Source organism: Paenibacillus sp. KACC 21273, assembly GCF_028736095.1.
Lineage (GTDB): Bacteria > Bacillota > Bacilli > Paenibacillales > Paenibacillaceae > Saccharibacillus > Saccharibacillus kyungheensis.
Genome location: NZ_CP117876.1, coordinates 3299234 through 3314038, shown reverse-complemented (window position 1 = coordinate 3314038; position 14805 = coordinate 3299234). Strand labels below are relative to the sequence as shown.

Genomic DNA, 14805 nt, shown 5'->3' with positions numbered 1-14805 from the left:
TTATTTATCATCTGTTCAGTATAATAAGGTGAGCTGTGAGAAAGAACAGGCTATCTTACTTTTTAGATAGAAGGGAGCAAAGTGAAATGAACAAATTGTTATTTATCTGTAGTCGTAATCAATGGCGTAGCTTAACGGCTGAAAAAATATTTGAACATCTGGAAGGATATCAAGTACGCTCAGCAGGCACAGAAGAAAATGCACGCATCAAAGTAACCGCAGGTCATATCGGTTGGGCAGATATTATTTTTGTGATGGAAAAAAAGCATAAACGTAAAATCCAATCTAAATTCAATGAAGAACTAATAGGCAAAACGATCATTTGTTTGAATATTCCAGACGACTATAGATTTATGGATGAAGAATTGATCGGATTACTAGAATCCAGTGTTAGCGAATATATTGAGATTAAATAATCTATAACGCAGTACATATAAAAATAAATTCACTCTCTATATGTCATTGCTTTCATTCAATCTTGTTATTCAATATGTATGCTTTTGGGTATATTGATTACAGGTTGAAAGTAAATGCGTTTTTTCTGAAACTAAAGTACGTTTAGTCATTGCTAGAATCAATCGAGGACACATCTTGATTTATCGAAAAGTGTGTCAAACGATAGACTCAATATTTGCAAGTACATAGACAGAACAAGTTGCAATGACGCTTTAGGAATCAATAGGGAGAGATGATGATGGAAAAGGGAGCAAGTCAAAAAGCTTTTTTACGCAAAATAATTTTAATATCTACATTAGGTGGATTGCTATTTGGTTATGATACAGGGGTAATCAATGGAGCTTTACCATTTATGTCAGCTGCACTAGGATTAAATTCGTTTACAGAAGGATTAGTGGCTAGTATTCTTTTATTTGGTGCAGCATTCGGAGCTATTGCAGGAGGACGACTTTCAGATTATTTAGGACGTAAGCAAAATATTATTTATTTAGCTGTTTTGTTTTTCGTTGCTACAGTGGGGTCGACACTCGCTCCTAACGTAACTGTTATGGTGATTTGTCGCTTCTTATTAGGGCTTGCTGTAGGTGGTGCTTCAGTAACAGTACCATCTTATCTAGCAGAAATGTCTCCTGCTAACAAACGTGGTGGTATCGTTACACGTAATGAACTAATGATTGTCAGCGGACAATTGCTTGCATTTATCTTTAATGCGATTCTAGGCATAACAATGGGCGATAATACACATGTATGGCGTTACATGTTAGCAATTGCTTCGATACCAGCGATTTTCTTATTTTTTGGAATGCTACGTGTTCCTGAAAGTCCACGCTGGTTAGTTGCAAAAGGTAAAAATGAGCGTGCATTAAAAGCACTTCGCAAAATTCGTACAGAAGAACAAGCAAAAATCGAAGTAGAAGAAATTAAAGCTTCATTTGATGCAGAAGAAAGTACAGAAAAAGCAGGATTTAAAGATCTTGCTGTACCGTGGATACGTCGCCTGATGTTTATTGGATTGGGTATCGCAGTCGTTCAACAGATTACCGGTGTCAATTCAATTATTTACTACGGAACTGAAATTTTAAAAGATGCTGGTTTTGAAACAAGAGCAGCATTGATTAGTAATATTGCTAATGGTGTCATCTCTGTAGCAGCAACATTTTTGGGAATGTGGTTGCTAGGTAAAATTGGTCGTCGACCTATGCTTAGAACAGGTTTGATCGGTACAACATGTGTCTTATTGTTGATCGCGATTTTCTCAACAGTACTGGAAGGTTCACCTGCTTTGCCTTATGTGATCTTATCCTTAACTGTTACATTCCTTGCTTTCCAACAAGGAGCGATCTCTCCGGTAACCTGGTTGATGTTATCTGAGATATTCCCTTTACAATTACGTGGATTCGGAATGGGTGTTACTGTATTCTGCTTATGGATTGTTAACTTCTTAGTCGGATTAACATTCCCTGTATTGATGGCAGGTATTGGACTATCGGCGACTTTCTATTTATTCGCTGCTTTGGGCTTACTGGCGATTACATTTGTGCAAAAATATTTACCAGAAACCAAAGGCTTCACGTTAGAAGAATTGGAAGAAAAATTCCGCAATTATGGTAAAAAGAAACCTAAAAAAGCTAAAGTTAAACCAGCTCCTGCTAAATAATATAATTATTATCTAACGTTATAGAGAAGCGACTTCGTGAGGATAGAATGATCCTGGGAAGTCGCTTTTTATTATAGAAATCACTTTTTATACAGAAGTTGTATTTACATATATGCACGTAAATATTGGTTTAAAAGTAGCCTTTTGCTTTGTATATCGCTTATCGTTACAATTAAGATAGAGTATAACTTCTATACATAACCTATTGTCAAAGATTTATTTTAACAGCAATGGTGGGTTGATCTGGTTGGGTATACGTTAGGTAGTGGGGGAGTATCATTTGCAGATAGTATGATTTTGAAGTTCAGGAGGAGAAAAGGATGGATCACAAGAGGGTAACAGAGCAACTTTTGCATGAGTTAGAAGGAGAGAAAGGTAGTTTTATTTTGCGGTTACGTGTAGACTTGGAATGGGATCATGCACATATATCACAAGTATTAAGAACGATGGTTACATACATAACTGCTTTGGAATCGAATATTTCTTTGGAGCGTCATATCGCACGTGGATTTTGGTTTTTTACGAATTTTGTAAAAGATTGGTCTTCTCATGAATCGTTTCGTGCTAAAAATCCTTATCCTGAAACTTATTATCAATCAGTCTATGAATTGATCTTTTTATTAACCGATTGGTATTTTTCAGGGGAATGTCCATTTGTCGAACAAGAAGCATTTGAGCAAGAGATAGCTCGCCTGGATACTTTATTACAAGCAGAGGAATCATAAGCAAATAGCGCATCATCTACAGTCCACGTTCACTGACACGATGCGCTATTTTGAATGATTGATTATCACTAGACTCTACTTGTAGGCGATATCAATGATACATTGTATATTACTTGGACGCTGATTGAATCTCTTCCCATAATACACTGTTCACATACTGGCTTTGTCCGGTAACATCTTCACCAAACCAATCAGGCTTTTGAAAATGTTCTACATCCGCTTCTTCTGCAAATTCAATCTCAATTGTGATCAGATCAGGTTGGACAGTGTTATGATAAATATCGAGATCAAACTGATCATCATTCCACTTTACTTTTTTACGTGTTTTTATCAATGGAATCACATCCAACTTGCTGATCAATTGCTCGTAAATACCAGCACCGATATCAAATTCCGTTTCTTCTCGAACCAGACCTTTACCCGCTTTGTGTGTCATCGTGAATTGTTCTTGACCATCAATCACTAATTTACGTACACGTAGTGTCTCTGATTCACTGGTAGCCAGATAAGTCTGATGAATTTCTTGGGTCTGTATAATATCTAAATCTGCTGGATAGGTATGTAATACGTATTTTTTTTCGATTTCTTTACCCATGATAAGCCCTCCTGAATAACTATTTTCTTTATTTTAGCATATTGTACAAGGTTTATTGATACAGTGTTTGGTTATACCTATAATGATAGGGACATTTACGGAATAATGAAAAATAGGTAATGGAGGTGAAAGGAATGAAATTAGCAGAAGCGTTAATATTACGTTCTGATGTGCAAAAAAGAATCGAACAGATGAAAGTACGTCTGAGCCGAAGTGCCAAAGTCCAAGAAGGTGAAAAACCTCCTGAGCGTCCTAATGAATTGTTGAAAGAAATGGGACATTTATTGACCGAATTGAATGTACTGATCAAACGTATTAATCGCACTAATTCACAAGTGATTTTTGAAAATGAAATGACATTAGCAGATGCTCTAGCCGATCGAGATACATTAGGCTTACGCCGAAATATATTGAATGATCTTATGCATACTGCGAGTATCAAGCAAGATCGTTATACAAAGTCTGAAGTTCGATTTCTAGCGACAGTCAATATTGGAACACTGCAAGAAGAGATGGACAATCTTGCTAAAACCTATCGCCAACTGGATACACGTATCCAAGAGTTGAACTGGAGAACAGAATTAGTCGATTAATCATTAAAAAATATAAACTTACAAGTTGGTAGTCTATTATCTATTGAGGCGAGCATACAAACCGCCAACTGGTTTAAGTTGGACGCTGGGTAGAAATTAGGGGCAATTTCTGAAGGTTCGAGTCCTTTAATAATAAATTAGCCTTGTATTGTTACATGAGTACAATTCACATATTATTGTTACTACCACATGCTGATCATAGATATAGGCGAGGGCGGGTTCGGGGATTTGTAAGATGAACTTCATTTTTACATAAATAAAGTTAAATCTGTTAATATAATTAAATTTATAAGTATAAAGACTCTATTAAATGATGCATAAAATAAAATTAGGTAATTTGAACTATTAAATAATTGATCCCTAAGACTTATACTGAATACATATTCAGAAAGGGGATACAAAGAAAAGATGAAAAAGAAAAATTTGGTTTTAATGTTAACAGCAATGATGTTAGTCGGAGGAACGACTACATACGCAGCATCCAGTAAAACAGTACAAGCAACAGTAGCCAACTTTAAGTACACAGTAAACGGTTTTAACTTCGCACCTTCTAATTCTACTAAACCGGTCACGATCAATGGACAGACATACATACCGGCAAGTGTTGTTAAAGAAGCTTTAAAAACAAATGTTACTGTAGATACTAAATCAGGTAAAATCAATTTTGGTGAAAAGTTAGCAGAAACACCAATTATGAATGAGAAAATTGATTATGATTTTGGCGTGGCTTTAACAAAAGATAGTAAGTTTGTTTCAGGTGATGGAAAAGAAAATAAAGAAGTTATTTTATTCAATGATGCTGTAAATCGAATAGCCTTATATCCGAATAATAAATACCAAACTGTAGTTTTGAATATTCAAGCTATAGAGGATGATTTAGAAGTAGAAATAGAAGATGCTAAAACTTTTGAACCAATGCGAAAAGAATTTGTAAAAGTAGAAGATGGAATAAGTCAAGTTGAGTTTAGTGTAGTTGGTAAACAGAGTGTGTATGTTAAAGTGTCTCCTGTGGAATTAAAAAGTAAAACTAATGTAGTAATTTATCCAAGCTCGTATTATAAGTAATAAATAGAAAAAAATGACTCCTTATTTAAGGAGTTATTTTTATTTTATAGTCCTAAAATTAGAGATTTCTTTCTACTTCGTGTACAATAAACAAGAGACTGAGAATGATTATCATAGAGGAGGAAGTTATAGATGAGTATTTCAGAAAGTATTCGTAATCGTCGTTCGATCGGTAAAGTGAAGCAGGATGCTATTCCGCGTGAAAGTATTGAGCGTATTTTGGAAGCAGGAATTTGGGCACCAAATCATCGTTTGACTGAACCTTGGAAATTTTTCGTGTTAGAAGGTAATGGACGTAATAAATTAGCGGAAGCGTTAGCTAGTGTAGCAGGTAATGGTGAAGTAACCGAAGAAAGTCTTTCTTCTGCACGTAAAAAGGTAGAACGCGCCCCTCTAATTATTGCTGTAGCGGTAGAACCTGCTGATAATCCTAAAATTATTGAGCTTGAAGAGTATGGTGCAGTATTTGCAGCGATTCAAAATATGTTGCTGGAAATTCATGAGTTGGGACTGGGCGCAGTCTGGAGAAGTGGCGAACCTTGTTACCATGAATTGATGGGCAAAGCATTTGATCTAAGCGAAAAAGGTAAAATGTTAGGCTTCCTTTATATCGGTGTACCTGAAAATAACGATCAACAAAGCAAACGTACTCCTTTTGCTGAAAAAACAGTTTGGATTAGTGAGTAAACTAGGAGGAACACGATGATTACATGCTATCTCAAATATGTGATAGATCCTTATCAAGTAAACGAATTTGAACAGTATGCTAAGATGTGGATACCGCTAGTTCACAAATTAGGTGGGACCCATCATGGTTATTTTCTTCCACATGAAGGTGCAAATAACATCGCCTATGCTTTGTTTTCTTTTCCAAGCCTTGCTGATTACGAAGAATATCGTCAGAAGATGATGGTAGATGAAGAATGCCAGCAAGCGTTTGAATTTGCCAATCAGAACAAATGTATTATTAGTTACGAACGTAGCTTTATGCGTCCTGTGTTTGAATAAGTAGGATATGTATAAATCAAAAGCCTTTCACGATCAAGAGCATCTGTCGGAATATGCTCTAGTCATGAAAGGCTTTTATGTGCAATTAAAGCTTGCTTGCGCTCACTTCTTGTCCTAATTTGTGACGAATATCGTCTGCCGCTTCTACCATTAATTGTAGCGCAGCTACTGTTTCAGGATGAGCACGTGTTTTCAATCCGCAGTCTGGATTGATCCAGAACAATTTGGGATCAAGTACACGTAGAGCACGTTCGATCAACTGTACCATTTCTTCTTTAGCAGGCACACGTGGACTATGGATATCATAAACACCCAGACCAATACCTTTATCATAGCCATGCACTTCAAAAGAAGAAATCAATTCGCCATGACTACGTGAAGTCTCAATAGAGATAACATCTGCATCCATATCTTTAATAGCATCAATAATATCGTGGAATTCCGAATAGCACATATGAGTATGAATTTGGGTCGTTTCTTGTACAGCCGCTGTAGATAGACGGAATGAGCCTACTGCCCAATCAAGGTATTCTTGCCATTTGTTACGCTTAAGAGGCAATCCTTCACGTAGAGCAGGTTCATCGACTTGAATCATTTCAATACCTGCCGCTTCAAGCGCCAGAATTTCATCCGAGATAGCGCGTGCAATCTGATAAGATACTTTACTACGTGGAATATCATCCCGTACAAAAGACCAGTTCAGAATAGTAACCGGGCCTGTTAGCATCCCTTTAACAGGTTTGCTGGTGAGAGATTGAGCATATTTGGTTTCTGTCACCGTCATTGGCTTCACAAAATGAACATTACCGTAGATCACAGGAGGTTTGACACAACGAGAACCATACGATTGAACCCAACCAAAGCGTGTAAATGTAAATCCATCTAACTGCTCTCCGAAAAACTCAACCATATCAGTACGTTCAAATTCACCATGTACCAATACATCCAAATTCAATTCTTCTTGAATCGAAATCCAGTCTTGAATCTGTTCTTCGATAAAACGGTTATAATCTGCTGGAGATAATTCGCCTTTGCGCCATAGTTGACGAGCACGACGTACTTCTACAGTTTGCGGGAAGCTACCAATTGTAGTCGTCGGCAATAATGGTAATTTCCATTTGTCTGCATGAATAACTTGACGCTGTGCAAAAGGAACATTACGTGTAGCCGAACCTTCATTTTGCTGTAGATGTTCTTCTTGCGGAGCGCGCCATGACGAATTGGCAATGCGTTCAACAGCTTCACGACTGCGATCTAATGCTTCTTGTACAGCAGGAGCACCGATATTAGCTGCTTTGGTTAATAGCGCAAGTTCTTCTAATTTCTGATCGGCAAAAGCAAGAGCGTCTTTAATAATTGGATCAAGAGACGTTTCACTGTTAGTTGTCACAGGTACATGTTGTAGACTGCAAGACGGCTGAATAAGCAAGCGATCCGCAGGGACGGTTTGAGAGATCGTTTGAATCAATTGAATTTTATCTTCTAATTTGGAGCGCCAGATATTACGTCCATCGACCAGACCTACACCTAGAATTTTGTCTTCAGGGAAGCCCCAATCATCCAGATTATTCAGATTCTGCTCTAATCCATGTACAAAATCCAAGCCAATTCCTTGAACAGGGAGATCGATTAATTTACCAAAATCATCTACACCTTCAAAATAAGTCTGTACCAGCAAATTCACATCAGGAGCCGCCTGATTGAATTGAGTGTAAACCTCTTGCACCCATTGCCATTCTTCAGCAGATACTTCCAGTGCTAGTGAAGGCTCATCTATTTGAACCCATCGTACACCTGCTTTGTTCAATCCTTGCAATATCTCTACATATAATGGAGCTAACTGATCTAACCATTGCTTAAATTCAGAAGCTTCATATCCTTTAGAAAGTTTGAGGAACGTATACGGGCCGATCAATACCGGCTTGGTCTCAATACCTAATTCTGTTTTGGCTTCTAAATATAATCGCAATGGACGGTTTTCTGTTAATTGCGGTGTAATTCCACCCAGTTCAGGTACGATGTAATGGTAATTGGTATTGAACCATTTGGTCATTTCACCTGCGGTTGCTTGATCTGTACCACGAGCAATCGCAAAGTATTGTTGTAAGGATACTTCGCCACCTGTATAACCAAAGCGTTCAGGTACTAATCCGAAAGTAACAGCCGTATCTAAGACGTGATCATAATATGAAAAGTCGCCTACAGGAATTAGATCGATACCAGCTTTGCTTTGTTTGCTTAGATGAGCAAGGCGCAATTCTTTCATCGTTTGTAAAAATTCAGCTTCCGAAGATTTGTTACTCCAGAATGCTTCTAGCGCTTTTTTCCATTCACGTTGTTCACCAAGACGCGGATAACCAATATTGCTACTGAGTACTTTTGGCATTATTATTCCCCCTGAAAGTTGATTGTTTAGTACAATCATCATAGCGTATTCTGGCAGGATATGGTTATACGTTTTGCCTATATCCTATCATGATTCCACGCTATAGCTAGATTTGCCTTTTTGGTAACATAGTCATTTGATGGTAAGATAGAAAGGAAAGAAACAGTATACATAGTTAAAGGCAAGGAATAAAAAGGGGGACAACATGAGTATTTTGTATTTGTTTTGGGCTTTTGTAGGTCAAGCTATATTAGGAATAGTGATTACAGGATTGAACAGATTAGGATTAGCCGCGATCTGGTTAGATTATTTCCCGACTGTCATTGTAAGCATTTTGTATTTTATTGGATTTATGAAATTAGAAAAAGTAAATCCGCAATTCGCCAAAGGTAAACCATTTGCGATAGCTGCGGCTGTACTTGCCGTTATTCAAATCTTTTTACCTGATCAAGCCAATGTATTACCTTTACCGTGGTGGCTAACTATTGTATCGTTGTTAGTCATTATTGCTGATTTGTTTATTATTTATACGGTATGTAAAGGGATAGGGCAGATGGCAGAAGCGCAGAACTTGCCAGATTTCAAAAAAGTATCTTATCAGCGCTGGATTATCTATGTATGCAATCAAATTTTAGCGTTAGCAGTATTAGCGATCAGTGCATTTGTATCATCTACAAGTACAGGAAGTATGGTGACGTTAGCTGGATTGCTAGGAGTGATCTATGTTGTTTTTGGTCTACTTGTTTATATTTTAATGGCTACATTCATCTGGAAAGCGCACCAACTACTAGATATAAAATAGGAGGAATGAAGAATGACTAACGTATTGGTATTAGGTGGAACACGATTTTTCGGCAAAAATCTGGTGGAATTATTATTGAAAGAAAATATCCAAGTTACCTTGCTAACTCGTGGTCAGACTGAAGATGAATTTGGTGATCGGGTTCAACGGTTAGTTGTTGATCGCGAAGATGCTGTCGCTTTGGAAAAAGCGATCGGAGATCAGCAGTATGATGTGGTCTACGATAATATTTGTTTTACACCACAGCAAGCACGTGAAGCTGTAGCAATTTTCCAACATAAAGCAAAGCGTTATATTCTAACGTCAAGCTTATCTGTCTATGAGTTTGGGCAAGCGGTATTGCATGAACCAGATGTCGATACCCATCATTATACAATTGATGAAGATCCAGAAGCGAAGCTGAGTTATGGAGAAGGTAAACGTCAAGCGGAAGCTGTATTTTTTCAACAAGCCGATTTTCCAGTAGCGGCGGTACGATTCCCTATTGTGTTAGGGCCGAATGATTATACCAAGCGGCTCCATTTCCATGTAGAACGTGTGTTGAATAATGAAGTAATAGGCATTTCGAATATCGAAGCACAGATGAACTTTATTCATGAGCAAGAAGCCGCAGAATTTTTGTTCTGGTTAGGAATTTCATCTGATCTAACAGGACCTGTAAATGCACGTTCTGATGGAGAAATCAGCCTGCGTGAATTTATCAAATGGGTAGAGCAGGGAACCGGTCAACAGGCTATCGTACAGAGCGAGACAGATGAAAAAGCACAATCTCCTTTTGGTGTTCCTGATTCGTGGATTATGGATACATCCAAAGCGAAGCAAGCTGGATTTACATTCTATGTATTGTCAAAATGGATGCCTGAATTGATTAAGCATATTGCTTCAGCAACTAAATAACAGCATCAATATAAAGAAGTAACGGAAGAATGGAGTACGGCGATGGTAACTGATATTTTTATAGGAGATATTCCTTTAGTGGATGGAGTTATACAGCAAGTAATACTTTTACCAGAACAGGTGAAAGTATATTTTCAGACAGAACAAGGGGATTCGATTATATTTTCGTTAGAACAAGTAGCGGCTGTATGGGATCGTCGCTCCGCCGGACAAGAAATAGGCGGAATGCGAACCGTTCCCTGGTCACGTACAGAAGCTCCTGTACGTGATTATCTATTAGCTCAAGTAGAGCAAGGTGAATTAAGCGAAGAATGGTTAAGTAGTATTTCCATGTATTCGTTTGTTAGTAGCTGGGGTGATCATTCTATTCTAGATATTGTAGCTAGTGAGATACGTACTCAGCGCCAATGAGATCAATGCTTATGAGATAGATTCATACGCCGATAAGCACCAATAAGAAATGGCAAACCAAGTGCACAGGTCAATGCTAGTGGTACAAATATTTGCATACTATGTTGTGCGCCTCTAACATCAAGTAGAAAACCTCCAAGTATAGGGGCGCACACATTACCTAAATTGTTAAAGCCAATCGTTCCAAAGTACGTTCCTTTCCATTCCGGCTTCGCTATTCGATCAATTAACATATCCATCATCGTAAATAACAAGACTTCCCCTATTGTGAAAATAACAGTAATGATCATAAATGCTAGACCTGTACTGGCAAGCCCATACAATAGCAAGCTCGTAGCTACAAAGATATTACCAATAATCAATGAGACTACAGGAGCAAAACGCGAAGCCCATTTGACCAAAGGATATTGTACTATCAGTACTGTGATCGCATTCAGTGTTAACATATACGCAAACCATGTAGCACCATCGTGCAGATCAGGAACCAATGCTAAATATTGTGGTAACGTTGAATTGAGATGGCCATAACCGAGTACACAAAATGTTGTTCCAATCAATATGTATAAAAAGATTCGATCTTGAGAAATAACTCGTAATGCTTTTTTCAAAGTAATTCGTTGTTCTGTCGTAGAGGTGGATTCAATATGTATAGGATGTTTACCAAATTGAAACATAAGAACAACAGTATAAAGTACATAGATACAGCCAGCCATTATAAAAGCACTGCTTGATCCATTGGTACTAAACCATAAACCTAACAATGGGCCAAAAACAACACCAACATTAATCGCTGTATAACGCATATTAAAAATTAATAATTTTTGTTCTTGAGGTGTAACTTCAGATAATAACGCACGCGAAGTCGGTTCAAATAAAGAGCGGCATAGTCCATTTAAAGTGTTGACTACAAAAAACATCCAGATTTGATTCGAAGCAGCAAAAGCAAAAAATACAATACTCCAACCAGCTATCGACAAAATCATAACCTTTTTGCGACCAATACGGTCTGAAATATAACCTCCGTAAAAGCTAGCAAATACGCCTACTAAAGAACTCACAGCTACAGTAATCCCTGTCTGTGTAGGTGAAGCTCCTAGCGATTGAGTCAGATAAATCGATAAAAAAGGAATACTCATCGAAGTCGCCATTCGTCCAAAAAGTGTGCCTACAATGATCGTCCATGCCAAAGGATGGATACCACGCAATTGTAAAAAAGACGTTCTCATCGTTCCAAATCACTCCTTTACTCTACATCGTACAAAAAAATATTTTCTCACCGTTATAAAAAGCTGTCAAGATCGCTTACTAACTTATACTTATCATTTCCTATTTATTGTCATATAATGGGATGGAATAGATAAAGGAGGTCTTGAAAATGTCGGAACAAGTAGCCAAGTTTTATCAGTTATACGATGAAGATTCACGATTTGAGCGTCCATCTCGAGCGGTAGAGTATATTACGACTATACATATTATAGATACATGGTTATCCCAGTTACCCCCAGTATCGTCTATTTTAGATAGTGGAGCAGGAAGCGGAGCATATGCGATTCATTATGCAAAACAAGGGCATCAAGTAAAAGCGATCGATATTACCCCTAAGCATATACAACAGATTCAAGCCAAATCGTTACAACTAGAACTTAACTATTCTTTACAAGCTGAAATTGGAAATGCTACTACATTATCTACAATAGCTACTGAATCGCTGGATATGGTACTTTGTCTAGGGCCTTATTATCATCTTACTTCTGCTGATGATCGAGCATCTTGTCTATCTGAAAGTATGCGTGTATTGCGCCCAGGAGGCATATTGATTGTTGCTTATATAAATAAATATTCGATTGTGCCTATGTTAGCTGTCAAAGAGCAAGGTTATTTACGTTCTTCTGTAATTGACAAAGTATTGCAAGAAGGTGTGTTTTACGATGGAGCAGAAGACAGCTTTTGGACAGACTTGTATGTAACGTCGCCTGAACAAATGGAACAGGATATACTAGCCGCCAATGCTCAGATTGTTGACCATGCTGGCGCAGACGGAGTCACTCATACGATAGACGGTTCTATAGATCATCTTGAAGAAAATATGTATCAGACATGGTTAGATTATCATCTCCGTACTTGTCGAGAACGTAGCATATTAGGCTTGAGCACACATGGAATTATTGTAGGACGCAAATCAAAATAGATTAATTTAAAAATAAAATAATATATCTGTAAAGCTAGCTATCTCAAGGGATACTAGCTTTTTTATATACCAATAATGATATATGAATTATCAATACATGTTTGCTTATCTATAGACAAGGGTAAAGAATACGAGAAGCTGTTGTAACAATAGTAATATACTAACTAATTGTTATGATTTAGCTTTTAGCATTTATTTTTAGCATCATTTAGAATTTGGATATGTAGCAGTTTTTATAAATACAAATAAATTCTTTTACAAATTTCTCAACCTGAATTAAACAAAGAATACTATTCAAAAATGTATGTCAATGGATTAATAACCATATATAACGTACACCAAGGAGGATATTGCAATGACATTAGTACAATCGAAATACGCACATTGGAATAAACAATTTATTGCTGGAGAATGGGTAGAAGGTTCTTCAGATAAAATGATGCAAAATAAAAATCCTTATACTGGAGAAATATTAGTAGAGTGGCGTTCTTCGGATGAAAATGATCTGGATAAATCGTACAAAACTGCACAAACAGAAGGTAAAAAATGGTCTAAAATGCCACTTGCTGCTCGTGCTAAAGTGATGCGTGAAGCAATGATGCAAATGAATGAGCGTAAAGAAGAAATTGTAGATTTACTTATCGCTGAATCAGGCAGTACACGTGTCAAAGCAGAACGTGAATGGATGACAACAGTACGTATTTTGGAAGAATCTTCTTCATTCCCATACCGTATCAAAGGGGAATTGATTGGTTCTGATATTCCAGGTAAAGAGAATCGTGTTGTTCGTGAAGCAAAAGGTGTTATTGGTGTCATCGGGCCCTGGAATTTCCCGTTACATTTATGTATGCGTTCTGTAGCACCTGCATTAGCAGTAGGTAACGGTGTTGTAATTAAGCCAGCTTCTGATACACCGATTACAGCAGGATTACTCATTGCTGATATTTTTGAAAAAGCAGGCTTGCCTAAAGGAGTACTCAGTGTTGTAAGTGGTAGTGGTAGCGAAATTGGAGATGCTTTTGTTAAGCATCCAATCCCTAAACTAATTTCCTTTACAGGTTCTACCGAAGTAGGACGCGGTATTGGTAAATTAGCAGGTGAACATCTGAAAGATGTCGCTTTAGAACTTGGTGGAGACAATGCGATGATCGTATTGGATGATGCTGATATCGATAAAGCTGTAGAAGCAGCAGTCTACGGGAAGTTTTTCCATCAAGGACAAATCTGTATGGCACTGAATCGTATCGTTATTGACAATTCTATTTACGATACATTTGTAGAGAAATTCACCAATACAGTCAAAGGTCTAAAATTCGGCGATCCTGCTGATGCCAAAACATTAGTAGGCCCATTGATTCATGAAAAAGAAGTAGACCGTCTACTTGAAGTTATCGAAAATGTGCAAAAAGAAGGCGCAACATTGTTATACGGTGGTAAAAGTAAAGGGAGTGTACTTGAACCAACTGTTCTGAGTGAAGTATCTCCAGAAAACTCAGCAGCACAACATGAGTTATTCGGCCCGGTTGCTTTGCTAATTCGTGCGAAAGACGAAGCAGATGCGATTCGCATAGTAAATAGCAGTGAATATGGATTAAGTGGTTCTGTATTTACATCGAACTTGGAGCGTGGTTATCGTGTGGCTCAAGAAGTAGAAAGTGGTATGATTCATGTAAATGATCAACCTGTAAACGATGAAGCACATGTTATGTTTGGGGGCGAGAAATCTTCCGGTCTAGGGCGCTTTGGCGGAGAATGGGCTATTGAGAAATTTACGCGTACACGTTGGATCAGTATTCAGCACGAATACCGCGAATTTCCTAATATTTAATAAAAAGTTATGACATGTATTAGTTTTTTAATGTAAAATTAAAAAAATCGTATGATGTAAGCCAAGCTGCTTTATGATTCCTTAGGGATACGTAAAGCAGTTTTTTTGTACAAAGATATGTTAAAGAATAGATATATTTTATTCAAAAAAAATGATAATCGTAGTTTGAAAAATAGGAAATGCGGTTATTAATT

At 37.4% G+C, this 14805-nt stretch carries 15 protein-coding genes; 12 read left to right on the top strand and 3 right to left on the bottom strand.

What is annotated here, in order from left to right:
* Positions 1–86 precede the first annotated feature (86 nt).
* The 3 genes from PQ460_RS14395 (at position 87) to PQ460_RS14385 (ending at position 2838) form a co-directional block, all read left to right on the top strand.
* Entirely contained in the window at positions 87–416 is a 330-nt protein-coding gene (locus tag PQ460_RS14395; protein WP_274170258.1) for a low molecular weight protein tyrosine phosphatase family protein, read from the top strand.
* A 278-nt stretch (positions 417–694) separates the two neighbouring features.
* Positions 695–2113 (top strand): sugar porter family MFS transporter, encoded by a 1419-nt coding sequence (locus PQ460_RS14390; protein ID WP_274170257.1) that lies wholly within the window; start codon positions 695–697, stop codon positions 2111–2113.
* A 320-nt stretch (positions 2114–2433) separates the two neighbouring features.
* Entirely contained in the window at positions 2434–2838 is a 405-nt protein-coding gene (locus tag PQ460_RS14385; protein WP_274170256.1) for a hypothetical protein, read from the top strand.
* 109 nt (positions 2839–2947) lie between these two features.
* Here the strand turns inward: PQ460_RS14385 and PQ460_RS14380 are convergent, their stop codons facing one another.
* Positions 2948–3433: a CYTH domain-containing protein gene (locus tag PQ460_RS14380; protein ID WP_274170255.1), complete on the bottom strand. Its 486-nt coding sequence runs from the start codon at positions 3431–3433 to the stop codon at positions 2948–2950.
* 134 nt (positions 3434–3567) lie between these two features.
* Here PQ460_RS14380 and PQ460_RS14375 point away from each other — a divergent pair, with 134 nt between their 5' ends.
* From PQ460_RS14375 to PQ460_RS14360, 4 genes are all read left to right on the top strand, one after another.
* Positions 3568–4026 carry a DIP1984 family protein gene (locus tag PQ460_RS14375; RefSeq protein WP_274170254.1) on the top strand — a complete coding sequence of 153 codons (459 nt, stop codon included), beginning with the start codon at positions 3568–3570 and terminating at the stop codon, positions 4024–4026.
* A 408-nt stretch (positions 4027–4434) separates the two neighbouring features.
* Positions 4435–5091, top strand: a complete 657-nt coding sequence (locus PQ460_RS14370) for a stalk domain-containing protein (RefSeq protein WP_274170253.1) — start codon at positions 4435–4437, stop codon at positions 5089–5091.
* 132 nt (positions 5092–5223) lie between these two features.
* Positions 5224–5778, top strand: coding sequence for a nitroreductase family protein (locus PQ460_RS14365; protein WP_273615876.1), 555 nt, complete (start codon positions 5224–5226; stop codon positions 5776–5778).
* 15 nt (positions 5779–5793) lie between these two features.
* Positions 5794–6099, top strand: coding sequence for an NIPSNAP family protein (locus PQ460_RS14360; protein WP_273615877.1), 306 nt, complete (start codon positions 5794–5796; stop codon positions 6097–6099).
* A gap of 85 nt (positions 6100–6184) precedes the next feature.
* Here the strand turns inward: PQ460_RS14360 and metE are convergent, their stop codons facing one another.
* Positions 6185–8485 carry a 5-methyltetrahydropteroyltriglutamate--homocysteine S-methyltransferase gene (gene metE / locus PQ460_RS14355; RefSeq protein WP_274170252.1) on the bottom strand — a complete coding sequence of 767 codons (2301 nt, stop codon included), beginning with the start codon at positions 8483–8485 and terminating at the stop codon, positions 6185–6187.
* Between the two features lie 205 nt (positions 8486–8690).
* On the opposite strand from metE, the gene PQ460_RS14350 reads away from it, so the two are divergent.
* Genes PQ460_RS14350 through PQ460_RS14340 form a run of 3 tightly spaced genes read left to right on the top strand, consistent with a single transcriptional unit; the run spans position 8691 to position 10595 of the window.
* Positions 8691–9287, top strand: a complete 597-nt coding sequence (locus PQ460_RS14350) for a hypothetical protein (protein WP_274170251.1) — start codon at positions 8691–8693, stop codon at positions 9285–9287.
* A gap of 12 nt (positions 9288–9299) precedes the next feature.
* A complete protein-coding gene (locus PQ460_RS14345) occupies positions 9300–10184 on the top strand; it encodes an NAD-dependent epimerase/dehydratase family protein (protein ID WP_274170250.1) in 885 nt (294 codons plus the stop codon).
* Between the two features lie 42 nt (positions 10185–10226).
* A complete protein-coding gene (locus PQ460_RS14340) occupies positions 10227–10595 on the top strand; it encodes a hypothetical protein (RefSeq protein WP_274170249.1) in 369 nt (122 codons plus the stop codon).
* A gap of 2 nt (positions 10596–10597) precedes the next feature.
* Here the strand turns inward: PQ460_RS14340 and PQ460_RS14335 are convergent, their stop codons facing one another.
* A complete protein-coding gene (locus PQ460_RS14335; RefSeq protein ID WP_274170248.1) occupies positions 10598–11821 on the bottom strand; it encodes an MDR family MFS transporter in 1224 nt (407 codons plus the stop codon).
* 149 nt (positions 11822–11970) lie between these two features.
* On the opposite strand from PQ460_RS14335, the gene PQ460_RS14330 reads away from it, so the two are divergent.
* Positions 11971–12783 carry a class I SAM-dependent methyltransferase gene (locus tag PQ460_RS14330; protein ID WP_274170247.1) on the top strand — a complete coding sequence of 271 codons (813 nt, stop codon included), beginning with the start codon at positions 11971–11973 and terminating at the stop codon, positions 12781–12783.
* 355 nt (positions 12784–13138) lie between these two features.
* Entirely contained in the window at positions 13139–14611 is a 1473-nt protein-coding gene (locus PQ460_RS14325; protein WP_274170246.1) for an aldehyde dehydrogenase family protein, read from the top strand.
* Positions 14612–14805: the final 194 nt, after the last annotated feature.

Coding starts and splice junctions, on each gene's coding strand:
- PQ460_RS14395 (WP_274170258.1), top strand. CDS start 87: ATGAACAAATTGTTATTTATCTGTAGTCGTAATCAATGGCGTAGCTTA.
- PQ460_RS14390 (WP_274170257.1), top strand. CDS start 695: ATGGAAAAGGGAGCAAGTCAAAAAGCTTTTTTACGCAAAATAATTTTA.
- PQ460_RS14385 (WP_274170256.1), top strand. CDS start 2,434: ATGGATCACAAGAGGGTAACAGAGCAACTTTTGCATGAGTTAGAAGGA.
- PQ460_RS14380 (WP_274170255.1), bottom strand. CDS start 3,433: ATGGGTAAAGAAATCGAAAAAAAATACGTATTACATACCTATCCAGCA.
- PQ460_RS14375 (WP_274170254.1), top strand. CDS start 3,568: ATGAAATTAGCAGAAGCGTTAATATTACGTTCTGATGTGCAAAAAAGA.
- PQ460_RS14370 (WP_274170253.1), top strand. CDS start 4,435: ATGAAAAAGAAAAATTTGGTTTTAATGTTAACAGCAATGATGTTAGTC.
- PQ460_RS14365 (WP_273615876.1), top strand. CDS start 5,224: ATGAGTATTTCAGAAAGTATTCGTAATCGTCGTTCGATCGGTAAAGTG.
- PQ460_RS14360 (WP_273615877.1), top strand. CDS start 5,794: ATGATTACATGCTATCTCAAATATGTGATAGATCCTTATCAAGTAAAC.
- metE (WP_274170252.1), bottom strand. CDS start 8,485: ATGCCAAAAGTACTCAGTAGCAATATTGGTTATCCGCGTCTTGGTGAA.
- PQ460_RS14350 (WP_274170251.1), top strand. CDS start 8,691: ATGAGTATTTTGTATTTGTTTTGGGCTTTTGTAGGTCAAGCTATATTA.
- PQ460_RS14345 (WP_274170250.1), top strand. CDS start 9,300: ATGACTAACGTATTGGTATTAGGTGGAACACGATTTTTCGGCAAAAAT.
- PQ460_RS14340 (WP_274170249.1), top strand. CDS start 10,227: ATGGTAACTGATATTTTTATAGGAGATATTCCTTTAGTGGATGGAGTT.
- PQ460_RS14335 (WP_274170248.1), bottom strand. CDS start 11,821: ATGAGAACGTCTTTTTTACAATTGCGTGGTATCCATCCTTTGGCATGG.
- PQ460_RS14330 (WP_274170247.1), top strand. CDS start 11,971: ATGTCGGAACAAGTAGCCAAGTTTTATCAGTTATACGATGAAGATTCA.
- PQ460_RS14325 (WP_274170246.1), top strand. CDS start 13,139: ATGACATTAGTACAATCGAAATACGCACATTGGAATAAACAATTTATT.